Below are 22,412 nucleotides of genomic sequence, written 5' to 3'. Positions count from 1 at the left end.
CTCGGTCCTCCGTAGCTCAATTGGCAGAGCAGCCGGCTGTTAACCGGCAGGTTACTGGTTCGAGTCCAGTCGGGGGAGCATCGTGAACGAGGACCCCGCCGGGGTCCTTTTTCATGTCCGGCTTCCATGGGTTTCATGTCCGGGGGAACCGCCGGGGCTCCGGCGCGGTCTTCATGGTCACGAAGGCCGTGCGAAGCCGACCATGCCGGAGCAGGAGATCGTATGAGCGGCTATGCTGCGGCAGACGGCGCGCACACATGTACGCGACACGCCGCTATGGGGCGGTAGCTCAGCCGGTTAGAGCAGCGGACTCATAATCCGTCGGCCGTGGGTTCGAGTCCCACCCGCCCCACCATGCACCATCGGTGCAGAAACCTTCTGACCAGCGTCTTCGCTGGTCGGGGCGAGCGTATGAGGGTCCTGGCGACCCTGCGGTGATCATGACTTCATGATCGGCAGGACAAATTCGGGACGCAAGTCAGGCGGCGCGTGAGCGCGACCTCTTCCGCCCGTTGCGGCTGGCGAGACGCGAGGGGCGCGACGTGTCCCAGCCTGCGATGCTCGGCGCTTCTGATCGGGCGACCGTGAACCGCAGGAGCGAGAAGTGCTCGCGCTGGTCTTCCCGGTAGTGGTCGTTGAAGTTCTCGATCCGGACAAGCTCCAGATCGTTCGCGGTGCAGTGGTCGCGCATCCACTTCACGGCCGCGTTGGCGGCGTCGTCCTGTCCCCGGCCGGTGAGGGTGACCATGCCCAGAACATCAGAGTCGGGCTGGGTCTGGGCTCCAACCGTCCAGGAGCCCCCTGACTGTCGCGCACCGTGGGCGAAGAAGACGGCAAGGTCGCCCTGCCAGGCCGTGCCGGGGATCTCCAGTGGGGTGTCCACCTCGAAGGGGACCTCGCGGGGGACAACGGCTATGACCGATTCGGCCTCGGCGCGCATCATCTCGGGCAGCACGCTGGTGTACGTGTCGGAGGTGATCTGGCGCGAGGAGTGCCCCAGCTTCTCCTGGACCACCTTGATGTCATTGCCGGCGAGCAGGGACAGCGTGGCGGCGAGGTGACGCAGGTCGTGGAGGCGGACCGGCGGCAGGCCGGACAGCTCCACTAGACGCGCGAAGCGCCGGGAGATCCAGTCGGGGTGCAGCGCCTCACCGTTCTCGTGCGTCCACACGCGACCGGTTTCGACGTAGGCGTCACCCCACTCCTTGCGCTTCTGTTCCTGCTTCGAACGGAAGCTCACCAGATTGTCAGCGGACTCCAGGCTCAGCGACACGGTGCGGACGCTTTCGGCCTTCGGCGCCTCGCCGTACAGCTTGTAGGCGACCTCCACGATCTGCTGGGAGATCCGCAGCCAGAGGGCATCGATGCTGACCTCCGTCCAGGGCAGAGCGGCCATCTCACCGCGGCGGGGGCCGAGGAAGATGAACGAGTGCCACAGCTCGTAGAGCCAGTCGTCCTTGACGAAGTCGAGGAACTCCCCGGTCAACTTCGGTGTCCAGACCATGACGGGGCCGGGCTTCTCGCCGGTGCGCTTCCAGTGCTCGACGCGCTCGGGCGTCCAGACGAGCGGCTTCGGCCGGGTGACCGGTGGCAGCTCCACGAGCTGCGCCCAGTTCCTGGCGAACGCCTGCTCGCGCTTGATCCCCCAGGACAGCGCCGAGCTGAGGGTGTCGTTGATACGGTGCATGGTGGCGGCGGAGGTGACCTTCCGCAGCCCCTTCTTGCCCTCGCGGAGCGCCGCGTTCGCGTCGAGGAACGCTCGGCGTGCAGCGCGCCGCTCCTCCTCCTTCCCCGCCGCTCTCACCCAGACACGGTGTGCCTCGTCGCGGTCCTTCTGGAGCTGATCGACACGTAGCCGGTGGAGGACCCTCTCTGCGTTCTCCTTCTCGATCGCGTCGTACATGAGGTCGAGGTGACGCACCTTGAGGTCGCGCCGCTTGATGTGGCCCAGGTGAGGGAGCAGGTAGTTGCGGATGTGCTCCTCGTATCCGTGGCGGGTGGTGCGGGCGAGGGACTTCTTCGACTTGATCCACCGCAGGAGGAAATCGCCGCACGTCTCGTCGGACAGCACGTCGGTGCCGGCGGTGGCGGCGTCGTAGAGTTCCTTCGCCTTGCGCTGGGCGTCTGTCTTTCTGGCGAAGCCGCCGCGGCGGACGCGCTGACGCTTCCCGCCCTCGCCTGCTTCGAGCTCGAAGTAGAAGTACCAGGTGCCGTGGTCCTTCTCTGCGAGCTTCGGGCAGGCCGCGCCGATTTTGCGCAGCTTCGGCTTGCCGTCGGCGCCGACCTGCGGAACGCCGTCCTCCCCTATGACAGGCTCCCGGCAGGCGCAACGCCGCGTGTAACTCGGATCGAACACGCGAATCCCCTTCGTGATCTCCACTTGTGGAACATCTGTGCTGGTCTGTGTCGACCGTTGCACCATCTTGCCCCAACACTCCAGTGTTGGCGTATCCTTATGGCACGTTGGCGCGGGGGAGAACGCGACAACGGGAATGATCACGAAGAACGCTTCTGGAGCTACGGACTCCGGGGTCGGCCAGATGACCCTGGAGGAACTGCTGGCGCTGCCGCCGACGGTGAACGTCACCACGGCTGCTCGGGCGCTGGGGATTGGTGTGCACAAGGCTTACAGCCTGATCAGGAACGGGTCCTTCCCCGTGCAGACGCTCCGTCTGGGCAGCACGGTGAAAGTCCCAACAGCTGCGCTCTGGGCGGTTCTCGGCGTGACGCCTCCGGCGCGGTGATCGCTGTGCTCCTTGGTGGCCAATCCGCCTGGGTCGCAGTCCTGTCATGGGACGTGCCCCGGGATCGGGTGGCATCAGGGCGCACGAGCGAGAACGGACCACCGCATGCCACGGCTGTACGGTTTCGAAGACACGACGCGTCGTCGGCTCCGCGAGGACGAAGTGGCCGCCATTCGTCAGATGGTGAGCCGGGCCCTAGTAGGTCGCGCAAGCAATGAGGACATTGCGGTGTGGGCGAACGGGGAGGGCTACCGGGGCACGCTCGGAGGCATGTGGAAGGACGCCTCGGTCGGCCGGTTGTTCCGCAATCCGGCAATCGCAGGCCTTCGGTACGACGGCGATGGCAACCTGGTCGACGCCGGTCATCCTGGCGCAATCACTCCGGAGGAGTTCGTTCGCCTTCAGGAGCGGGAGCAGAGCCGGAAGACGCCAGACTCAGACCCGCCCCACGACTACCTGTTCGTCGGTGGCGCCAGCACGTGCGGCCACTGCGCAGCGGGCCTGCAAGGAGCTCGGACCAACGCGGGAACGCCCGGCTACCGATGCCGTCCGAAAGACAAGCAGGGGAGAGGCGGTTGCGGCGAGGTCCGCATTGATGCCGACCTGTTGGAGAACCACGTCGGCGAGTACGTCGTGGCCGAGCTGCTCAAGCCGGGCATCCGCGAGCAGATCCTCGCCGCCAGGGACAAGATGCGTGAACAGGTCAGCGTTCTTAAGAAGGACATCTCCGACCTCGAAGCGCGGCGGACCGAGGCCGGGACCCTGTTCGGGGCTGGCAAGATCTCCGGTGACGCGTTCGCGGCAGCCGACCGGGAGATCACAGCGACTCTCAAGGCCACTCGTTCCCGCTTGCGGTATGCAGAACAGATGGCCAGCTTCGAGCTTGGTAATGCGCGGGACCTCGTCAAGTGGTGGAACACGGCGCCGACTGCCTCGAAGAGGGCTATCGCCCTGCTGCTGCTGGAGAAGGTCGAGGTGTTCAAGGCGAGCGCCCGTGGAGTTCGAACGGTCGAGCCCGGACGCGTCGTCCTCCACTGGCGCCAGTTGGGGGAGCCTGTCAGCTGACTGAAGCAGCCGCGGTGCGGGAGGCGATCCGCCTGCCGACCATCGCCATCGTCAATCCCGTGATCAGTGTGACGACGGCGAGTCCTGCCAGGAGAGGAGAGACGATCTCCTCGTTGCGCAGCGGCCAAGGGTGACCCAGGTAGTGGGTGACCAGGTAGGAACCCTTACTCATGGCGTAGGCAACACCGAGGATTGCGGCCGTCGCGGACATCGCGAGGCCTCGGGCCGACCAGACATGCCCAGCGCGGCGCGCGGGGAGCCATGCCCGTGCACAAGAAGGCGATCTCTCCACAAGTGATCGCGACGTACGCCAGGTAGACGAGCAAGTAGACGGTCACCCCTGGCACGCTGGCGTACGCGGTCGTGAAGGCGACGTTCTCGTCCGTGGTCTCGATGAACAGGGGCAGCATCGCCGCGAGCACGCAGATCGCGAAAGCCACACGGGCATACAGGCTGGCCTTGAGGACGTACTCGTTGTACGACCAGTCGACAAGCATCAGTTGCAGGCTTCCGCACCACAGCACGGCGCAGATGTGCGCCCCGAGCTTCGCCGCGTTGTTCATCCCGGCGACGTCCTCGATGAGGGCATCAACCGCCGGGATGGCCATGCCGACCCCCAGCGTGCAGACGCCGAAAGCCACAGCCCGGGTGAAGCGGGCTATCCGGTATTCGCTTCGGGCGCGCTGGCGCCACGCTTCGCGTGCAGAGAGCACGGTGCCCAGTAAGCCGACCAGAGTGCACGCGCCGAAAACGAGGCCGTCCATGGGGTTCATGTTCCTTCCAGATCGGAGACGGCCCGCTCGGCTGCCTCGCTGAAACTGAGGCGCCTTCGCTGGCCTGGTCGTGGGGGCTCCACGGCAGGTGGTAGCGACTCGGGGACTTCAGGGACGGACAGGTCGCTGTGACCGTGACGTCTGCGGATGTCACGTGCGGCCTCCAGCAGTTCGGCTGCTCCGGCTTCGCCCAGGTCGTGGACGAGCCGAAGCGCCTCGCGGGCGTCTGGGGAGTTCTCGTAGACAGTTAGGGAGGTCAGACCGTTGTAGCCGGGGAGTAGGTAAGCTACCGGACAATCGAACGCGCGTGCGAGGCCGGACAGTTGGTCCACCCGCGGGTTCGTGCTGACTCCGTTCAGGAGGTCATTCACGACTTGATGCGTCATTGCGGGCTTACCGCCCGGCGCTACGGCTGTGGCCGCGGCGATGGCGCGCGTACTCGGGGTCTTCCCGTCCGCTCCGAGTTTCCTTCTGAGGAGGAGAGCGAGCTTGCTCGAGAGCGGCGTGTCCGGGCCGAGCGGCATTTGGCTGGCTGCTCCTGTTCATAGCGTGGCGGCAGGTCCGGCCTTCGACGCCGGCTGGTCAAAACGCGCGGCGGATCGGGTGCGCGATGACGGGAACAGCTTAATGTCTAGGTTGGTTGACATTAAGTGATCCCCAAGCAAGATCTGTAATGGCAGTCGTAGAGCGCGTACTCACCCTGCGGGCCGCCCTCCTCTACCACCTTTGTGAGATTGTGACCGGCGCCCACTGGACCCCCGTGATGTGTGCCGCAAACACGTCTGCGCGGGGATCTAACTGAGCCGCCGCTGACTGGGGTGGACGCCGCGATGCGGGGAGGGAACCGGTGGGAGTCGAGCTGGAGCGTGTGTTGGCCCGGCTACGAGAGTCTGACGGCGTGGAGCATGTCGAGCTGGATGGGGACTCCGCCGTGCGCGCCCTCGGGGCGCTGACGATCGTCGACCTGGGGGACGTCGAGGATCGGGTGGGGGCGCTGAGCGGCAGCGCCGCGAGCTGAGTGCCGGAATGGGCTGGGTGCGGACTCGTGTGGGTCCGCACCCGCGCGTCTGAACTGCAAAAACTTCTCGGAAAAATGTGGCCCCCTTCTCTGAGTGCATATAGAATAGAACTACAAGGAGAGGGGGAGAGCCCCTCGCCGACCTCTTGGAGCCCGAAATGACCCACCGCTACACGACCCTGAAGATGCGCCAGATCCGCCGCAACCCGGGCCAACCCCGCAAGAGCTTCGACGATGAGGCGCTTCGCGAGTTGGCCAACTCGATTCAGCAGCACGGACTCCTTCAGCCCATCGTCGTCCGCAGGCTGCAGGACGAGGGCGGCTACGAGCTCGTCGCCGGCGAGCGCCGCTTCCGCGCCAACGAGATCGCGGGCAACATCACCATCGAGGCCAAGATCCTCCTCGCCGAGGGCGAGGCCGGGATCACCGACATGGACTCGTTCAAGAAGGCGATGTCCGAGAACCTCAACCGCGAGGACATGCTTCCGATGGAAGAGGCCCGCGGCTTCAAGAAGGTCCTGGACGAGGAAGAGGGCGCCGACCCCGCCAGCATCGCCAAGACCTTCTCCAAGAGCGTCCAGTACGTCACCCAGCGGCTGGCCCTGCTCAACCTGCGCCCGGAGATCCAGACGGCGGTCGACCTGGGCCACATCGGCACCCAGGCCGCTGTACAGATCGCCGCCCTGTCCAAGGGCAACCAGAAGGCGGTCTTCGAAGGCTGGAAGAAGGGCGACAAGAACGACAACCAGCTCGTTCACATCGCCTACGCCATGCGCAAGCAGGAGAACGCGGCGCAGCAGGGGTCGATGGTAGATGTCGAGGAGATGAGTGCCGAGGAGAAGGCCCAGCGCAAGCGGGCGCAGGCCAAGACGCGAAGCGACCTGGACTCCATCGAGCGCATGTGTGAGCTGCTTGACGTCATCGCCAAGACCGACTCGATGGAGCTGGCCCGTACTTTGGACGGGGAAGTGGGCAAGCGCCTGGAGCAGATGGACCGGGTCGCCACCTACGTGCAGAAGGCCCGCTGGCAGCTCCGGCAGGCGAAGGCCCACGCGGACGCCAGCGAGATCATGGTCAGCCCCGCCGCCGCGGCACCCGACCTCGCTGCCGAGGCCGACGCTGTCCTCGCTGAGATGGAGGCGAACGCGGACGGCACTGGCCCGGCTCCGGACGTGGCGGACGGGCATGCGCCGGACACCACCGACGCGGAGCAGGAGGTGGACTCGGTCGGTGGCGTGGACGTGGAGGCGGCCGCCGCTGAACCCCACGCCTGAGCCGGTGATCGCTCAGCTCCTGGACCTGGCCCAGCTCGAACCCGGATGCGAGGTCCTGGAACCGTCCGCCGGGCGAGGGGCCATCGCCGAGGCCGCCGACGCCCGAGGCGCCGTCGTCGACTGCATCGAGCTCGACGGAGCCCGTGCCCAGTACATCCGCGCCGCCGGATACGCCCGCGAGGTCATCCACGCGGACTTCCTCGGGATGCCGGTCCAACGCCGGTACCAACGGGTTGTGATAAATCCGCCGTTCGCGGACAGGCAGGACATCCGGCACGTTGAGCGTGCCCTGCGCTTCGTCCAGCCAGGCGGCTTGGTCGTTGCGGTGATGTTCGGGAGCCTCACCTTCCGGACGGATCGCGTGACCAGAGACTTCCAGCAGCGGGTGCGAGAGGCGAGGGGGACCATCAACGAACTGCCGGACGACGCCTTCCCGGCTGTCGGCGTCCGCACCGTTGTGGCGGTCATCCCGGTTCGCGATGTGATACAGCCTGGTCGGTTCAACTCGAGGGCGCCGAGGCCCGAGGACTTCACGGCCAAGCCGCGAGCCGTTCAGCAGGGGCTGTTCTTCACGGGCCAGTCCGAGGCTCACGGAACGGCTCCCCTCGACGGGTACGAGTATGGAGCCTCACCGCATTGAACGGCTGGCAATTAGATCCCAACACTGAAGAGTGATACGGTCTATCTTGCTGGACGGGAACGGCCACGCCGAGGAACCGGCCCGCCAGCGCGCCGTGGCATGCGGCATCCCCTTCGGTGCCTGGCGGGTGGCCAATCCCCCGCGCCCTACCCGCCAGGCGCCGGTCCCGCACCGGAAGCGGGCAATACGGGAGCCGCCAAGACCACATCACGACCGGACCCGCCCCTCGCCGGGGGCGGGTCCCCGTGCACTCAGGAGTGCGCCATGAAGGCACAGGACTTCAACGGCCACCCGGCAGACCGCCAGCTGTACGAGCGTCTCCTCGCCGAGCGGAACGGCCCTCTGGCCCAATTGCTTGCCGAGCGAGACCCCGGACTCCGAATACCGCAAGCCCCCAAGCAGGAGGCGGCGCGGCACTGGACCGAGCTGGGAGAAGCCGTCTCACGCCGACACCGAAAGGGCAGAGCAGCATGACGACCGAGCACGAAACCGAAGTCCAGGCCGACCGCCGGACGCCACCCGTACCCGGAGCCGTGTGGTGCTACTCGTGCGACTCCTGGTGCCTGCCCCCCGGCATCTGCCGCTGCAACAACCGGTGATGCGCGCCGCAGTCCGCCTCGCTGCCGACGTATTGACCATCCTCCTGATAGCAGTCATCGCCGTCATCGCCTGGATGACCATCCACCTCGGAGGCGGCGGAGTCCTCCTCGCAGTGCTCCTCGCACTCCCGGCCTGCACCATCACGGCGGCCGGCCTCTACCATGCCGAGCGGCGCATCGCACGCCGACAGGCCCCGCGCCAAGCGCACAGAGGCCCCGGCACCCACGGCGACGCAACGTAGATCGTCTAGTCTGAGCAGCTGTAGGGCGCGGGGAACGGCCTACACAAGGGATCCCCGTGACGTCGACCGCCAACATCCCCGAAACGCTTCAGCCGCTGGCCGTCCCCATCGGGGACCTCACGTCCTACTACCGCAACCCCCGTACCGGTGACCTCCCGGCCATCGCCGAATCGCTCACGGTCAACGGCCAGTACCGGGCGATCGTCGTCAACAAGGGCACCCAGACCGGACGGCCCAACGAGATCCTGGCGGGCAACCACACACACGCCGCCGCCCTCCAACTCGGCTGGGACCAGATCGCCGTCACATGGGTCGACGTCGACGACGACGCCGCGGCCCGCATCGTCGTCGTGGACAACCGCACCAATGACCTCGCCGGATACGACTCCGCACTCCTGGCCGAGATCCTCTCCGAGATCCCGGACCTTTCCGGTACCGGCTACGACCGAGAGAGCGTCGACCGGCTCCTCGACGACACATCCCTCCCCGAAACCCTGGAACTCACCTCCGACGGAGCGGGCACCGGCGCCGCGGCCACCGTCGACTACCTCCAGTGGGGCTACCTCCAGTGGGAGTCCAAGCGCGTCCGCATCACCTCCGAAGAGGTCGAAGCCCTCAACGCGATCTACACCAAGTACGTGGACGACACCAACAGTGACCTGGGCTTCGGCTGGCACGTCCTCCAGCACGCCCACCAGGAGGCTGAGCCGGAATGAGCACCGCACCCACGACCACGTTCTACGAGAACTTCCCGCTCGACAAGCTCCGCCCCGCCGACTACAACCCGCGTCGCCTGAGCGAGGACGCCTTCGTACGGCTCCAGACATCCCTGCGTCGACACGGCGTCGTCAAGCCGGTCATCCTCAACGCCGACGGCACGCTCGTCGCAGGCCACCAGCGAACCAAGGGCCTGAAAGCCATCGGGCTGACCCACACGCCCGCGGTGATGCTGGGCACCAAAGTGCGGCTGCAGGACGAGATCCAGTTCAACCTGCTGCACAACCGAGTCGAGACGGAAGCCAGCATCGTCTACGCGGAGCCCGGCGAGATCGGGCAGTGGTCGTGGATCTCCTGGCAGTCCATCCGCGTGGCCGAGCAGAAGAACCTCTCCTTCATCAACGCAATCGCCCACATGACCGCCGGCCACGGCCCCTGGGGCAGCGTCGTCATCGACGACCAAGGCCGCATCGTCCTCAACGCCGAGTACGCCGTCGTAGCGTCCATTTCCCGCTTCGATCTACTCGCCTGGACCGTGGCCTCCGCTGACGCCGCCCAGCTCCACGCCGACCTCACCGGCGAGTACGGCGTCTACGACTGGACCGCCATCGAGGACAAGGCACCGGTGTGGAACCAGCACATCGTGCAACCCAAGCGGCTCCGCAAGTTCTCGTCCAAGGCCAAAGAAGGGAAGCTCGCCTACGGCTCCGAGACCTGGGACCAGCTCGTCACACCCTGGCTGAAGCCGTCGCACCGCGTCGTTGACTTCGGAGCCGGCTACGGCGACTACGCGAAGCACCTACGCGCCAAGGGTTTCAACATCCACGACTACGAGCCCTACCGCTGCCGAGACGGCTCGTACGCCGTCGATATCCGAGCTGTCGTCGGCATGATCCGCGACATCGCCAACGACGTCCGCGCTCACGGGCTCTACGACGTCGTCGTGCTCGACTCCGTCATCAACGCCACCACCTCCCTCGACTACCAGCACTGGGTGCTGACCACCGTCAACGCCTTGTGCGCAGCCGACGGCGCCGTATGCCTCGGCACCCGCAGCCTCGGCCGCGAACTGCGAGACGAGCAGGCAAGGCGGGTCACCTCGCAGACCGCCACCACGAAGATGAGCTTCCTCGACGAGAACAACGTTGAGATGAACTTCGTCAAGGGAAAATGGCAGAAACTGCGCTTCCACACCCCCGAGACACTGGAAGCTCTACTGCGCCAGTACTTCGAGGACGTCAAGGTGAGCGACCGCAGCGGCTCCAACCTAAAGGCCACCTGTCGTCAGCCGATCCCACTGCCGAAAGCAGAATACGAGAGGGCATTTGAAGAGGAATTCAATATGCCCTATCCCAACGGCTTCCGCCATGACAGGCATCTGGAATTGGTGGGAAATTTGATAAAATTGGTAATGGAGAGGAATTCTTCTCTCGCCAATTGAGTGGCCATATGGGGAGTGCATGTCGCAGCGAATACGAGTAGAGATCGAATCACGGGCGCGATTCCACATCATGTGGCTCGCGGGCATACGGCACGTTGCCCTTGACCAGCACTGCCTGCGTGCCTTTGGTCGGCCCGACCGCCCCGGCGTCGACCCTCGCCGCCGGCACCAGGTGGTCGACCTATCCGCGTACGGTCAGCCGCTGGCTTGGTACCTGTGCGCGTTGCCTGCACCGTGGGAGTGGAGCAAGAACGCGCACCTCGCGTTCGAAAGCGCGCCAGGTGAGAGTTGGGAAGGCCCAGCTCTTGTGTCTGGTCTCAATGTTTGCTGACTAACGCTCGCCCCATCGCTGGGTGGGGGGAGCACTCTATCCCTAGGAGTGAGCCGTTACGCCAGTCCATGCGCTACCGCACCTGCCGCAACTACCAGTTTGCTTGGTGGCTTCGGCAGTACCGTGCCGCCCCGGACGCACCGCCCGAGTACGCGCCGTCGCGCCGCTCCGAGGGAGGTGAGCAGATGACGTTTATGTAGCAACGACGGGGTGCTAGCTGAGATACATCGTCTTAATGGCAAGCTGGACGGCTTCATCGTCAGTATGTACGTAGCCGGAATACTTGGCAGTCGCGAGTTGCAGAAACCAGATGGCGCCCTGCCATCGGAGAGTCTGAGATGTGCGCGCTTGTCCTGCTAGGTCAGTGTCCCTGTAGTTCTCTTCCATTTGAAAGACCGCCTGAGCCAAGGTCTCGGGGGAGTCCTGCAGTAGTTCAATGGGGCCGATGATGCTGGAGAGTCGATAAGCGTCCGCTGAGAAGACCGTCACGTCAGAGTATTTGGGCGCATGGTCCTTCAAGTTGCCCGTTTTACAGAAGTCACGCCAGCTAAGGCAGTCGTAGTGGAGCGCGGCGAGGCGAGCGGAGTCAATTCCGACTGAAACCTCGCCGCTGCTCGCTTCGGCTGCAATCGCAAACTCGGCGGCGGCGAGGTGTAGGTGATCTAGTTTCTCCTGGGCTGAGGGGGCATCCTCAACGAAGGTGTGGAGTAAATCTGTGGCGGGTTCACTAAACGTGATGCCGCTTTGTCGCTGCAAGGCTTCTCCGAGCGAGAACACAGTACTCCATTCATCCTGCATGGTGCTATGTGGCGACTACGGCGGAGATGATGCAGAGCAAGCCGTACGACAACCCCCATAACGTGATGTACTGGAAGATGACAACGAAGGCCTGGGTGCGAACTCCGAAAATCTGATGGGAAACAAACGTAAACAGGAGGATTCCTGAGATGACTCCTACTCCGAGGGCGATCACGGCGACTTTTACTGTGTTTGTGACGTCTTTATTGCCCACAAATGCAAAGATGAGGCCGAGCACGACTCCTTGGATTGTTACCGCCAGTTGAACGCTCGCCGTGACGGAATCTTTCAAGGGGCTGCGGTTGTCCACCAGTGCCAGTGTTGGCGCTGGTGCCGGGGTTGCGGCTTTGTCTGAAGCTGCAAGCTTGTCCCAGAGAAATCCCCCTCCCCAGAAGAGGCACATAACTGCGGCTAACGCGCCGGTCGCCACGACCAACGGGCGCTCGCCTCCGTTGATGCCGAGAAGAGTGGCACTCAACACGGCTACAGCTAGGGCAATCCCGCAGAAATGTGAAACTGCTTTGCGAATCGCATCACGGACGACGTCGTTCGGATTTGCGCCTGTGGCTGCCATGCCGCCTCCTGAGCTTCACAATGTGTGTACCACGAGACCCATTGGCCATTAGGAGGCTGACACTGCGGACGATGAAGACCACTCGAAAGGCCCACCGGCGCTCGGATGCGCCAGACGTGATGCGATCATGAGGGCGGGCGCGGGGGTGCATCCGAGTTGTGGAGGACCGCCGTGGGACGCCCCGACAAGGCCGCGCGTGCGGCCATCGCCCGCCGCCGCTCCGACGCCATCGACTTACGTCTCGCTGGTGTGGACTGGTTGACCATCGCGCGCAAGCTCGCAGCCGACCCCGCCATCAACTCGGACGGCATCGCCTACCCGCAGGGATACGGCATCGAGCGGTACCGCAAGAACCAGGACCCACCCACCAATGAGGCCCTGATCCACGCCGCCTGCCGGGATGTCCGCACCGCACTGGCCGACCGCCGCGCCGAATTGAACGACGACGTGGACGAGCTACGAGCCCTGGAAGCCGACCGGCTCGACCGACTGTTCTTCGTCGCCTACAAGAAGGCCGTTCGCGACCAGGACCTTGCAGCCATCGACCGCACCCTGCGGATCATGGAACGGCGGGCACGGCTGCTTGGTCTCGACATGCCCGACCGCACAGAACTGTCCGGCCCCGGGGGAGGACCGGTACAGGTGGAGAAGGCCACCGCAGACGAGCTCGACGCCCTGATCGCCCTCACTGACCCGGGCAGCGCATGAGGCCCCCCGACTCCGCGAGCGTCATCTCGCGCTACAAGACGCTCCAGCCGGCACAACGCCGCGCCATCACCCGAGCCGCCTCGCCCGAACTCCGCGCCGAACTGGCCCGAGCAGAACGCCAGCTCGCCATGGACCGCTCACCTGGTGCGCTCGCCGCCGTCCTCACCGGCGGCCGCGAGATGCAAGCGCCGCACCTCGACCTCATTGATCAAGCCTTCATCGACATGGCCGAGGGCCACTGCGACCGCGTCATGCTCACCATGCCCCCGCGGCACGGCAAGAGTCGCCGAGCCTCCCGCTGGGCACCCCTGTGGTATCTGCGCCGGAACCCCGGCCATCGCATGATGATCGCCAGTTACTCCGCTGACCTCGCCGACGACCACGGACGGTGGATCCGAGACGCCATTTACACCTGGGGCGACGAACTCGGTATCCAGCTCAAGCCCGGCTCGCAGGCCGCCAACCGCTTCGACATCGTCGGCGGCGAAGGCGGGCTCCTCGCGGCAGGCATCGGCGGCGGCCTCACCGGACGCGGCGCCCACATCGCCATCGTCGACGACCCGGTCAAGGACATGGCCGACGCGGACTCCCCGACCATGCGCAAGCGGGCCTGGGATTGGTGGACCTCCGTACTGCAGACACGCCTCGAACCCGTCGGCGCCATCTGCCTCATCCAGACCCGATGGCACGAAGACGACCTCGCCGGCCGCATCCTCGCCACCGAACGCGAAGCTTGGCGCGTCATCGACCTGCCCGCCATCGCCGACAGCCCTGATGACCCTCTCGGTCGGGCCCCCGGCGAAGCACTGTGGCCCGACCGCTTTGACGCCGCCCACCATGCCAAGACCCGCAAACGCGTCGGCGAGCGGGTATGGGGCGCCCTCTACATGCAGAAGCCGAGGCCACCGGAGGGAGGCGTCTGGAAGCGCGAGTGGATCGACACCGCCCGCATCAACGCCGTCCAGTTCTCTGGGCTCGACATGGCCCGCATCGTCGTCGCGGTCGATCCCGCCGGCGGCGAGACCACCGTCGGCGACGAGACCGGCGTCATCGGGGTCGGCCGCGACTTCGACCGGAACCTGTACGTCCTGGCGGACCGCTCCGGCTCCATGGGCGCCAACGACTGGGGCTTGGCGGCATGCCGCCTCGCGCTCGAACTCAAGGCGGACGCCATCGTCGTGGAGAAGAACTACGGCGGCGACATGGCACGGCAGATCGTCACCCAGGCATGGGAGCAGCTCCGCCGCGACGGGGTGACAAAGGGCCTCCTCATGCCGATGATCCTTGAGGTCACCGCCAAGGTCGGCAAACGGCTCCGCGCTGCACCGGTGGCCCAGCTGTACGAGCAGCAGCTCGTGCACCACGTCGGCGAGTACCCCGACTTGGAAGACCAGATGGTCACGTGGGTCGAGGGCATGGACAGCCCCGACCGCATGGACGCCGCGGTGCATGGGCTGACAGAGCTGGCCGACCCCGACCAACTCGACACGCTTCCGCCAGGTTCCGACGACGACCGCTTCGGTGGCCGCCGCTGAGCTCGAACGCGTTCGGAGCAGCCCGAAGAGGAAATCGCCCGGTCAGCGATCTGGCAGAAGTGTGCTGACGCTGGAAACTCAACGCATCGACCGTCCTGCGTTAAGTTTTATGTGTCATACGTAACTCGGGTGGCTATGCTCGACTCCGTTGAACACCCCATACGGGTGTGCGTAGTTTGCAGGCAAGTGCGGGCACCGGCCGCCCCTGGATTGCCGTCTCTGAACGGCCGGTACCCATCCGGCTACTGGTCGCCGAAGTGCTGGTTGATCCAGAACGCGATCTGGATCAATAACCAGACTCGGCGGCCAGTCAGTCGCCGGCGCCGCGGTTTGGCGTGCTCTCCCATCTCACTCTCCCTTCACGGTGAGGTGCCCGTACGCACCGGACGTGTGAACGGGCGAGCGAGATGGGTGAGTTACGCCTACGGCACTGCGACCCTATGCGTCGCACACCCAATCTGCGCGTCCTTCTCCAAAGTCACCGGATGAAGGGGGCTCGATCGGCATTGGGAGAAGTGCCGGACGCCACGGCTCCGCAACGGTTCAGCGACACGAGGTCGGCTTTCGCCTGATCTTGCGGCTCTGGGCGGGCTACCTCGAAGGGGCACAGTGGGCCAAGTGGGCTGGCCGTTCGTGTGCGAAGTCGGCAGCCTCAAGGATGGGGCTGCCGACATGATCAAGCTAGCGGCGCTGCTCGAACATCACCAGGAACGGGGAAACGAATCCGGCGGCTTCGACCGAGCTGGTGTCGCCGAAGACGACCAGCGCAACCCCGGCCAGCAACGCGAGGCCGTAGATCCTAGCCGCGGTGGGATCGTGTCCGTTGCCGAGTTCGGGCGTGGCAGGTTTTTCGCACATACTGGAGTAGCTCCTGTTCCTTGCTGGACATGGGCACGGTTACTCACAGCGACTAGGACCCCTGTGGTAACCAGGTGGCGGCTGGGGCGGCGGCGCATTCCCGTGCGCCTGTTGCCTCAGCCGTCAGTCATGAGTCGATACGAAACCTCCTCCTGGAGCCGGCCATGCGACCTCGATGCACAGTGACGCGCACAGGTCGAGCAGGTCCTCCCTCGGCGCCGACGGCACGAGCAGCGTGAGGGTCGGCGTGGGGTTGAAGAAGCGGCGGTAGTCCAGCAAGGCGCCAACCGCGCTCCGAACGGACTCTCGGGTGGCGTTGTGCTTCACCTCGATGAGCCTGTTCTCTGTTACGTCCAAGAGGTCGATTCGGGCAACCCTGGTTTCACCCCTGACGCGCACCTGCGCGGCAGACACCTCGCGGCCCAGGCCACGCAGGTGGTCGGCGTAGTCTGCCGTCAGACGAGAGATCACGCCGCTGGGGGTCTCTTGAACCCGCAGGCGGGCGGGTTCAAGGCGAGGTTCGGGTGCTGCCTTAAGGATGCGTGTTTCCGTCGCCGGAGTAACCGGCAACCGCGGCCCGCCTGTGACCGTGGCGCCGACCGGCCGCAACCGGAAGACGATCACAGTCCGCATGATCCCGCTCGCGTCTGGGGCGTCTGCGGTGTAGTAGGGCTGCGCAGGGTCTACTTCGAAGCGCCCCAGGTGGCGGTAGTGCCTCACCTCTGCGGTCTTCGGTAGCTGATGGAATACGTGCACAGCTCGGCCGCTGTCCGTATGGCGCAGGAGCGCAAGGTTGCCGCGTGTCATTTCCTGGTCGCCGTGCACGCCTGCTCCCGTGAGATGGAAGACGCCGTCCTCGCCCCAACCGGTGAACTCGTGCGGCAGCGGGCTCTCAGCAACAAACACCATGATCATCTGGCTCGTGGTGGACGGCGAGATGCCCCCCTGAGGGGTGCCGCCGAACCGCTCATGCAGCTCGCGCCGTGTTACGACCGCACCTGCTGCCAGCTCCTGTGTAGCCATCGCGCACCTCCCGTCTCCATGGAAGGTTAGCGCAGTCACCCTGACAATTAGGGGTGACCTGGATCTGTCAGGTGACTTTCTGCGGTAAGTGTCCCCCTTCAAATCGGGCATACGCGGACTAAAGCACCACACAGGCCCCACCGTGTGTTATTTATTCGTTATGCGTACGGGGGATGGACTCCCGTTCGCTTAGGGTGTCGGTGTGGCGCGGGGCCGACTGCCTGGAGGGGCACTGTGGGCCTGCGCGAGCTGATCACCGACGTCTGGAGCTGGCTGGACTACAAGCCAGCCATGACTAACCCTGGCCACGCTGGCCGGAACACCTGGGCGGAGATGACCTCCTCCTGGGTGCCGGACGAGGACCTGCGACGCCTGGCCGCCTACAGGCTGTTGGCCGCGTACGACTCCAACCAGGCCGGCCAGGTCGCCGCGATCACGGGAAACGACCCGAGCGGTGTCGAGCGTAGGGAACTCGGCGACGCGTCCAAGCTCGTCGACACCGCGCTCGGCTACCTCCTTGGCTCCGAGCAGACCATCACCGTGGCCGGTGCGGAACACACCGGTCAGGAGTCCAGCCCGGAGACCGCCGCGGCGGCGGCCGTCCAAACTGCGCTGCGCGCGTGGACGGAGAAGGAGCTGCTGCCGCTCCGACTTCAGCAGGCCGAGCGCACCGCCATCCTCCTGGGGGATGCTGTCTACACCCTCGCCTGGGAACCGGCCAAGGCCCGCGTCATCCTCCGCACCTGGGATCCAGGCCTGTACTTCCCGGAATGGCCGGACGGAGAGGCCCAGGACAGCGCCGACTTCCCGAGTCGCGTACATCTAGCGTGGGAGATCCCGGAGAACACCAGGGCCGGCACCAAGGCGAAGCTGCGCCGGATCACGTACGAGCTGGCTCCCATCGGCGGGGCCACCCGGCGCGGAACCACGAAGACCGGCCAGCCGATCCGGGAGCTGGTGTACGCCGAGGACGGCTCAGCGGTTCTCACGCCCGGCGACTTGCAGCACCCGGAGACCGGCGTGATCACGCGTACCTACCCGTGGGCTCCGGACAAGCCCTCCGCCTTCACCTGCTACCTGACCGACGCCGAATGGGACCTGGACAAGCTCAAGCACTCCGACCTGCTGTACGACCTGCCTCTGCACAAGGCCACCTACCGCGTTCGCTCCGACGGTGAAGTCCTCGACCGCCTGGACCTGCGATGCGACTTCATCCCGCTGATCCACATCACCAACAGCATCCCCCACTCCGGCGACCACTGGGGCAAGCCGACCCTCGGGACCATCCTCCAGGCCGTCGACGAGCTGTCCGCCACCGACACGGACTCCTCGGCGGCGAGCGCCACGACCGGCTCCCCGATCATCGGCCTCTCCGGTGCCCGCCTGCCCATCGACCGTGCCACCGGCCAGCCACTGCCCGTAAAGGTGGCCGCCGGCACGGTCTGGCAGCTCAGCGAGGGAGGACGCATGGACGTCCTCGACACCTCCGCCCAGCTCGCCGAGCTCCGTGCCCGGGTCGACCACATCCTCGACCGCATCGCCGCCAACAGCCGGATCGCCGCCGCAGGCCTGGGCACCTTAGACCCCACTGCCCTGCCATCCGGCTACGCCCTGCAACTGGCCCTTGGGCCGCTAGACACGTTGGTCGCCGCCATGCGCCTGGCCCGCGACCACAAGTACGCGATCTTGCTGCGTATGGTGCAGCGCCTCCACCAGGCCGGGCAGGCCCCGGACTGGCCTGCGGGGGAGAGCCAGCCCGCCCGCCTGATGTGGGGGCCGCACACGCCGACAGACCGGGCGGCCGTCCTGGACGAAGTCGTGAAGGGCGTCGGGGCCGGGGTGCTGTCCGTAGAGACTGGGGTGCGCATGCTCCAGGACGCCGGATACCCGATCGACGACGCTCAGCAGGAGATCGAACGCATCCAGGCCCGTGCTTTCGAGGCTGCCGCGCGGCTCGCCGACGCTACTGGCGACAACGCGGCTGTGCGCGCTTACCTCGGTCTACCTGAGGCGGACCCGGAGCTGCCCAGCACGCCACTGATCCCGGCTGGAGCGTATGAAGGGTGATCAGGAGCAAAATGCCGTGCTCTCGCAGGTCTAGCCCTGCACTATGTGGGCCATGACTGACGACGTCACGGCCGAGAACCAGCGGGCATACCGGGGGCTGGAACAGCTCGCTGCCCTCACGGAGCACGTGGCGAGGCACGCCCCAACCGACGGCGATATACGGCCGTACCTCGTCGGATGGGGCCTGCTCGCCGCTATGCAGCGGCAAGCGCATGCCGTGATCCTTCTGCACCGGAAAGGCTTCGACCACGAGGCAGCACCCAACCGCCGCGCCATGATCGAGCACCTGGCACAGATCCGCTGGCTGTCGGAGGACGGCCCAGCTGCCGTGGACTCCATGAACCGCGCGTTGCAGCACTCGCAGCAGAGGCTTCGAGACGCTGCCGACGCAGCAGGCATGAAATACGACCCGACTATCGCCGACGTGGTCAAGGCAACGGAGATCCCGGCGCACCCTGCCAACCAGTACAACAACCTGAGCCCACTGCTGGCGCGTCTGAGCCCCGTGCTGCTAGCCGTGTGGAGAGGCGAGACCCAGCTCGCACACCCCACTCTCACTGGTGCGGCGTTCTTCTATGACGACCGAGCTGAGGGCTCGACGACTCTCTTCTACGAACCGACCAGACGAGACGGCGTCGAAGAGCCATCGGACCGGTCCCCGTTCATCGCCTTCGCGCTGCTGTGGTCAGCCATGGAAGGGTTCAACCGGCTGTTGAAGGGCGAGCCATGGACTCAACGGCTTCAGCGCATAGCCCATGACGGCGGCCTTGATGATCAGTGGACCGCCCATGGCGGCCCTGCCCCCAGTTGACGGAAACCGCGGAGCCGCGCGAGAGGTTGGTCAGCTCTCGAATGGTGGCACCTGGTCGGGTGCAAGGTCGTCCCGCAGGCGGTGGTAGCGGACCGGATGGCGGTACCGGCCCGCATCCACTGCTGTGTCGGCGACAAACTCGACGACCAGCTCGGGGCGCACGGGGTGGAATTCCAGCCCTCCCCGTGCGCCCCAGCTGGCGGTGAAGCGGCGGCCGTGCCATGGGTGGTCCGGCCCACCAGGACTCACCCGCTGGGCGATCGCGCGCCGCTCTGCCGTCCGTAGCGGCGTCGTCCGGGCGATCAGGCGCAGCCCCCCGGCGGTGTCGTAGCGGCCCAGCAGCATCGTCCGCGGCAACGCGAAAGAGCCGGTAATCCCGGCGAGCACCGCCTCGGAGGAGACGTAAGAGCGGACCTTTACCCAGGCCCGCTTTCCGGGCAAGTAGGGCTGGTTAAGGCCCTTGACCACGACGCCCTCGACGCCGGCCGCGCCCCAGGCCGGGTCCAGCCACTCCTGCCCCACGGCCCGGTCGGTCGTATGGGGGCACAGGGTGAACGGCGCGGTGAGGTCACCGCGCGCGAACCGCTCCTCAAGGACGGCCCGGCGATGCCGGTACGGGCGGGCGAGCAACTCCACGCCGTCGGCCTCCAGGATGTCGAAGACGATCAGGTAAGCGGGAAACTCGACGGCGGCCTGGACGGCGCTGCGGCCCCGGCGTCGAGCACGCCGCTGCAACTCGCCGAAATCCAGCCGTCCGTGGGCGGGCACGACCAGTTCACCGTCCAGGACCAGGTCGAGCCCGGCGGCCGCCGCGGCGATATCGGGGAACGCCGACGTCAGGTCGGCGCCCTGGCGTGACTGAACCAGCACCCCATCCGGCCTGGCGAACAGGAGAGCGCGGAAGCCGTCGCTCTTGGCCTCCATCACCAGGCCACCGGGCAGCGACCCGTCCGGCGGCAGCTCCCGGCGTGCCTCGGCGAGCATCGGCTCGATGGGAGGGGTCAGCGCCACACCGCCACATCTACGCTGTGCCCCGTGGACGCCGCGCGCCAGCTCCACCAAGCGGTCTATAGGAAGCCACCCTGGCGGGGTTAGCAACGGTTGTCCTGTGAAGCTTGAGCGGGCGCCCTCGGACTGGGAGCGTGGCGGTAATCGCCCCGGTACCTCCGAACGAGGGATCATGTGATTCCGCCTCCAGGAGGTCCTTTCTGGTCCAGGCTGTCTAGCCATGAGCCCTGAAGTGATCGACCTCTGGACCGCTCTCGGTGGTGGCCTCATCGGAGGCATTCCAGGCGTAGTCCTCGCCGCTGTCCTTGCCCGACGAGCACGCGACAGGGACCGGAGGTACGAACGAGCGTATACCGCCTACCAGCAGGCCATTCTGGCCATGCTGAAGACTGTGGAACTGATCAGCTCCATCCGTACGGCGGATAGCGCCTGGCCCGATGACGGGGTTCGCGCAGACTGGACCAGGTCCGTCTCTGGCATGAGAGCGGCAATGGTGCAGGTCACCATGGTGGGACCGCCCCAAGTAGCGGCAGCACTTCAGTTCTTCTGCTGCTTGGCCGACACGGAAGCGCGCATGCTGCTGGTACAGAGGGGACTCTCGTTGCCAACCCCGCTGGTGCCGCAAGACGACGTGGTGCGCCTTCCGACGCCTGCCAATCTGCCTGGCGCAACCTGGGTGTCGGTATCCGACGAGGTGGTGGTGCAGCGGACGTCCTCTCGACGGCTGATGGACGAAGTCGCCGCACTGACCGAGCTGGCGCTCGATCAACCTCGGCGTTTGCAGACGCTGCCCACTCGCAACGTGTGACAGCGTCCTGTGTCACCGGACCTTAAGCGTGTACCAACGAGGCTTGATCGGTTGCTCGCCCGGGTGGAGGCCCTCAGCATGCGAGGAAGGACTTGGCCTATCAGCATGGAGGTATGTGCGCGCGCCGGAACTTGTGCCGCGCTGTCGTGGCGGCTGGCCTTCTCGTCGCTCTGGCGTCCTGTTCGGGCGACTCCGGTGCCGGTGACCGCCCGAGTTCGGTGGCCCCGACCCGCGATAGTGCGCCCGCGGGCGCGCCTCTAGGAGCCGAGGTACTCGGGACGGCGTCCCCCCGTCAGCCCTTCACCGTTACGGTCCTCGCCTCGGACACCGTCGACGACCCCCACAGGTGGCAGTTCACCGTACGCAGCGTGGTCTGCGGCAAGCCCCTCGACCCGGCAGTCATGGCCCACGCAGCCGACTCGGTCGGCGCACCCACCGCCAGCCCGACACCCGAGGTCGGCAAGCAGTTCTGCGTGCTGACCATGGATGCGGTCAATGTAGGCAAGAGCATGGCGGTATGGAACCCCGACAACAGGGTGAGCCTGAACGTCGCGGATACGCGCTACACCATGTCGCAGAAGGACTCCGACTACGCCTCGGACTACGCCCAGTACTGGAACAGCCGGGGCCAGACTGCGCCGACCTTCGGACTCAACCCGGGCAGCAAGGGGCCGGTGCACGGGGTCTTCCAGATCCCGACAGGGGAGAAGCCCACCAGCATCTGGGTCACGTCCGGTACGGCCATCACAACAATCGACGGCGTTCAACCGGGCTATCTCGTGCTCCTTACGTGAACCGAGCCTTCCACTTGCGCGACCCGTCCGATCAAGGTTCGGTGGCACGCGCTCAAGGTCCACTGTCACAGGACAGACAGGCCGGATGCCTCCGCTCAGACCAAGAGGACAGCGTAGAATCGAACGCACGAACGATAGGCGGGTCAAGCTTGAGCGCGCCCGAACCGTGCGCTGGTGGCTCGCCTGGCAGCTCTCCCAGCTGGACCAGCAGATAGCGAAATGGGAGCGCGAGGAAGCTGCGGCAAAAGCAGCCCGGCCGCTGCCTCCCCCAGCCGAGTGGCTGCTCCAGCGCGGCATCGGCCAGGGCCGACCTCCGGTTGCGATTCATGCGGGCAGCTGTCGGCTGGCCGGTTCGCATGCAGCACCGCTGTCGGAGGCTGAGGCCCGGCGCGCGTTGGGTAATGGGCTGCCTGGTTGCGAGGTTTGCGACCCAGAGGCAGTTCTGGGGTACGACCCGGCGTGATCAGTCTCGGTGCTGCGTGCAAAAGCTGGCCGGATCGGGGGAGAAGCCTGGCGGTGGGCATGCCTGAGGTCGCTCGTCATACGGCCCCATGAGGAAACGGCCCACTCCGGCCCGTGACTAG

General features: G+C 66.0%; 21 protein-coding genes and 2 tRNA genes. 15 read left to right on the top strand and 8 right to left on the bottom strand.

Annotated features, from left to right (window positions below; translation table 11 throughout):
- Positions 1-5 precede the first annotated feature (5 nt).
- Positions 6-78, top strand: a tRNA-Asn gene (locus tag ACIGXJ_RS03760).
- A 200-nt stretch (positions 79-278) separates the two neighbouring features.
- A tRNA-Ile gene (locus ACIGXJ_RS03755) sits at positions 279-355 on the top strand.
- Between the two features lie 123 nt (positions 356-478).
- Here the strand turns inward: ACIGXJ_RS03755 and ACIGXJ_RS03750 are convergent.
- Positions 479-2,500 (bottom strand): tyrosine-type recombinase/integrase, encoded by a 2,022-nt coding sequence (locus ACIGXJ_RS03750; RefSeq protein WP_399641205.1) that lies wholly within the window; start codon positions 2,498-2,500, stop codon positions 479-481.
- Positions 2,501-2,540: 40 nt separating this feature from the next.
- On the opposite strand from ACIGXJ_RS03750, the gene ACIGXJ_RS03745 reads away from it, so the two are divergent.
- Both ACIGXJ_RS03745 and ACIGXJ_RS03740 read left to right on the top strand, forming a co-directional pair.
- The gene (locus ACIGXJ_RS03745) at positions 2,541-2,744 is read left to right on the top strand and encodes a DNA-binding protein (protein WP_399641202.1); all 204 of its coding nucleotides are present in this window, start codon (positions 2,541-2,543) and stop codon (positions 2,742-2,744) included.
- A gap of 105 nt (positions 2,745-2,849) precedes the next feature.
- Positions 2,850-3,809 (top strand): recombinase family protein, encoded by a 960-nt coding sequence (locus ACIGXJ_RS03740; protein ID WP_399641200.1) that lies wholly within the window; start codon positions 2,850-2,852, stop codon positions 3,807-3,809.
- On the opposite strand, the gene ACIGXJ_RS03735 is transcribed toward ACIGXJ_RS03740, so the two are convergent.
- Both ACIGXJ_RS03735 and ACIGXJ_RS03730 read right to left on the bottom strand, forming a co-directional pair.
- Positions 3,802-3,981, bottom strand: a complete 180-nt coding sequence (locus ACIGXJ_RS03735; protein WP_399641197.1) for a hypothetical protein — start codon at positions 3,979-3,981, stop codon at positions 3,802-3,804. The two genes, ACIGXJ_RS03740 and ACIGXJ_RS03735, sit on opposite strands and share 8 nt — an antisense overlap.
- Entirely contained in the window at positions 3,974-4,573 is a 600-nt protein-coding gene (locus ACIGXJ_RS03730) for a hypothetical protein (protein WP_399641195.1), read from the bottom strand. Before ACIGXJ_RS03730 ends, ACIGXJ_RS03735 begins: the two co-directional genes overlap by 8 nt.
- A 1,185-nt stretch (positions 4,574-5,758) precedes the next feature.
- On the opposite strand from ACIGXJ_RS03730, the gene ACIGXJ_RS03725 reads away from it, so the two are divergent.
- The 4 genes from ACIGXJ_RS03725 to ACIGXJ_RS03710 all read left to right on the top strand — a co-directional run bounded on the left by ACIGXJ_RS03725 (position 5,759) and on the right by ACIGXJ_RS03710 (position 10,513).
- Positions 5,759-6,874: a ParB/RepB/Spo0J family partition protein gene (locus ACIGXJ_RS03725; protein ID WP_399641192.1), complete on the top strand. Its 1,116-nt coding sequence runs from the start codon at positions 5,759-5,761 to the stop codon at positions 6,872-6,874.
- 4 nt (positions 6,875-6,878) lie between these two features.
- A complete protein-coding gene (locus ACIGXJ_RS03720; protein ID WP_399641189.1) occupies positions 6,879-7,514 on the top strand; it encodes a hypothetical protein in 636 nt (211 codons plus the stop codon).
- An 897-nt stretch (positions 7,515-8,411) separates the two neighbouring features.
- On the top strand, positions 8,412-9,071 hold the full coding sequence (locus ACIGXJ_RS03715) for a ParB N-terminal domain-containing protein (RefSeq protein ID WP_399641185.1): 660 nt from the start codon (positions 8,412-8,414) through the stop codon (positions 9,069-9,071).
- Complete coding sequence (locus ACIGXJ_RS03710) at positions 9,068-10,513, top strand: ParB N-terminal domain-containing protein (RefSeq protein WP_399641183.1); 1,446 nt, start codon at positions 9,068-9,070, stop codon at positions 10,511-10,513. Before ACIGXJ_RS03715 ends, ACIGXJ_RS03710 begins: the two co-directional genes overlap by 4 nt.
- 544 nt (positions 10,514-11,057) lie before the next feature.
- Here ACIGXJ_RS03710 and ACIGXJ_RS03705 read toward each other — a convergent pair.
- Entirely contained in the window at positions 11,058-11,642 is a 585-nt protein-coding gene (locus ACIGXJ_RS03705; protein WP_399641180.1) for a hypothetical protein, read from the bottom strand.
- Between the two features lie 4 nt (positions 11,643-11,646).
- Positions 11,647-12,216 carry a hypothetical protein gene (locus tag ACIGXJ_RS03700; protein WP_399641177.1) on the bottom strand — a complete coding sequence of 190 codons (570 nt, stop codon included), beginning with the start codon at positions 12,214-12,216 and terminating at the stop codon, positions 11,647-11,649.
- Between the two features lie 171 nt (positions 12,217-12,387).
- Here ACIGXJ_RS03700 and ACIGXJ_RS03695 point away from each other — a divergent pair, with 171 nt between their 5' ends.
- Positions 12,388-12,924, top strand: a complete 537-nt coding sequence (locus tag ACIGXJ_RS03695) for a hypothetical protein (RefSeq protein WP_399641174.1) — start codon at positions 12,388-12,390, stop codon at positions 12,922-12,924.
- The gene (locus ACIGXJ_RS03690; protein ID WP_399641171.1) at positions 12,921-14,459 is read left to right on the top strand and encodes a terminase large subunit domain-containing protein; all 1,539 of its coding nucleotides are present in this window, start codon (positions 12,921-12,923) and stop codon (positions 14,457-14,459) included. The genes ACIGXJ_RS03695 and ACIGXJ_RS03690 overlap by 4 nt, the downstream gene beginning before the upstream one ends.
- Positions 14,460-15,140: 681 nt before the next feature.
- Here ACIGXJ_RS03690 and ACIGXJ_RS03685 read toward each other — a convergent pair.
- Positions 15,141-15,317 carry a hypothetical protein gene (locus ACIGXJ_RS03685; protein WP_399641169.1) on the bottom strand — a complete coding sequence of 59 codons (177 nt, stop codon included), beginning with the start codon at positions 15,315-15,317 and terminating at the stop codon, positions 15,141-15,143.
- A gap of 123 nt (positions 15,318-15,440) precedes the next feature.
- Positions 15,441-16,340 carry a hypothetical protein gene (locus tag ACIGXJ_RS03680; protein WP_399641166.1) on the bottom strand — a complete coding sequence of 300 codons (900 nt, stop codon included), beginning with the start codon at positions 16,338-16,340 and terminating at the stop codon, positions 15,441-15,443.
- A 234-nt stretch (positions 16,341-16,574) separates the two neighbouring features.
- Between ACIGXJ_RS03680 and ACIGXJ_RS03675 the strand changes: the two genes are divergently transcribed.
- Together ACIGXJ_RS03675 and ACIGXJ_RS03670 are read left to right on the top strand one after the other, a co-directional pair.
- Complete coding sequence (locus tag ACIGXJ_RS03675) at positions 16,575-18,407, top strand: hypothetical protein (RefSeq protein WP_399641164.1); 1,833 nt, start codon at positions 16,575-16,577, stop codon at positions 18,405-18,407.
- 52 nt (positions 18,408-18,459) lie between these two features.
- Entirely contained in the window at positions 18,460-19,218 is a 759-nt protein-coding gene (locus ACIGXJ_RS03670; protein ID WP_399641161.1) for a hypothetical protein, read from the top strand.
- Positions 19,219-19,248: 30 nt separating this feature from the next.
- Here ACIGXJ_RS03670 and ACIGXJ_RS03665 read toward each other — a convergent pair whose 3' ends face one another.
- Positions 19,249-20,277, bottom strand: coding sequence for an ATP-dependent DNA ligase (locus ACIGXJ_RS03665; protein WP_399641158.1), 1,029 nt, complete (start codon positions 20,275-20,277; stop codon positions 19,249-19,251).
- A 169-nt stretch (positions 20,278-20,446) separates the two neighbouring features.
- Between ACIGXJ_RS03665 and ACIGXJ_RS03660 the strand changes: the two genes are divergently transcribed.
- The 3 genes from ACIGXJ_RS03660 to ACIGXJ_RS03650 all read left to right on the top strand — a co-directional run bounded on the left by ACIGXJ_RS03660 (position 20,447) and on the right by ACIGXJ_RS03650 (position 22,291).
- Entirely contained in the window at positions 20,447-21,034 is a 588-nt protein-coding gene (locus ACIGXJ_RS03660) for a hypothetical protein (RefSeq protein WP_399641155.1), read from the top strand.
- A gap of 368 nt (positions 21,035-21,402) precedes the next feature.
- Positions 21,403-21,828: a hypothetical protein gene (locus tag ACIGXJ_RS03655; RefSeq protein ID WP_399641152.1), complete on the top strand. Its 426-nt coding sequence runs from the start codon at positions 21,403-21,405 to the stop codon at positions 21,826-21,828.
- 85 nt (positions 21,829-21,913) lie between these two features.
- On the top strand, positions 21,914-22,291 hold the full coding sequence (locus ACIGXJ_RS03650; RefSeq protein ID WP_399641149.1) for a DUF6233 domain-containing protein: 378 nt from the start codon (positions 21,914-21,916) through the stop codon (positions 22,289-22,291).
- Positions 22,292-22,412 lie beyond the last annotated feature (121 nt).

Source organism: Streptomyces sp. NPDC053367 (assembly GCF_044545925.1).
GTDB lineage: Bacteria > Actinomycetota > Actinomycetes > Streptomycetales > Streptomycetaceae > Streptomyces.
This window is presented reverse-complemented; position numbering and strand designations above follow the sequence as displayed.

Coding starts and splice junctions, on each gene's coding strand:
- ACIGXJ_RS03740 (WP_399641200.1), top strand. CDS start 2,850: ATGCCACGGCTGTACGGTTTCGAAGACACGACGCGTCGTCGGCTCCGC.
- ACIGXJ_RS03725 (WP_399641192.1), top strand. CDS start 5,759: ATGACCCACCGCTACACGACCCTGAAGATGCGCCAGATCCGCCGCAAC.
- ACIGXJ_RS03670 (WP_399641161.1), top strand. CDS start 18,460: ATGACTGACGACGTCACGGCCGAGAACCAGCGGGCATACCGGGGGCTG.
- ACIGXJ_RS03650 (WP_399641149.1), top strand. CDS start 21,914: ATGCCTCCGCTCAGACCAAGAGGACAGCGTAGAATCGAACGCACGAAC.
- ACIGXJ_RS03660 (WP_399641155.1), top strand. CDS start 20,447: ATGAGCCCTGAAGTGATCGACCTCTGGACCGCTCTCGGTGGTGGCCTC.
- ACIGXJ_RS03735 (WP_399641197.1), bottom strand. CDS start 3,981: ATGAGTAAGGGTTCCTACCTGGTCACCCACTACCTGGGTCACCCTTGG.
- ACIGXJ_RS03730 (WP_399641195.1), bottom strand. CDS start 4,573: ATGGACGGCCTCGTTTTCGGCGCGTGCACTCTGGTCGGCTTACTGGGC.
- ACIGXJ_RS03710 (WP_399641183.1), top strand. CDS start 9,068: ATGAGCACCGCACCCACGACCACGTTCTACGAGAACTTCCCGCTCGAC.
- ACIGXJ_RS03745 (WP_399641202.1), top strand. CDS start 2,541: ATGACCCTGGAGGAACTGCTGGCGCTGCCGCCGACGGTGAACGTCACC.
- ACIGXJ_RS03680 (WP_399641166.1), bottom strand. CDS start 16,340: ATGGCTACACAGGAGCTGGCAGCAGGTGCGGTCGTAACACGGCGCGAG.
- ACIGXJ_RS03705 (WP_399641180.1), bottom strand. CDS start 11,642: ATGCAGGATGAATGGAGTACTGTGTTCTCGCTCGGAGAAGCCTTGCAG.
- ACIGXJ_RS03685 (WP_399641169.1), bottom strand. CDS start 15,317: ATGTGCGAAAAACCTGCCACGCCCGAACTCGGCAACGGACACGATCCC.
- ACIGXJ_RS03690 (WP_399641171.1), top strand. CDS start 12,921: ATGAGGCCCCCCGACTCCGCGAGCGTCATCTCGCGCTACAAGACGCTC.
- ACIGXJ_RS03700 (WP_399641177.1), bottom strand. CDS start 12,216: ATGGCAGCCACAGGCGCAAATCCGAACGACGTCGTCCGTGATGCGATT.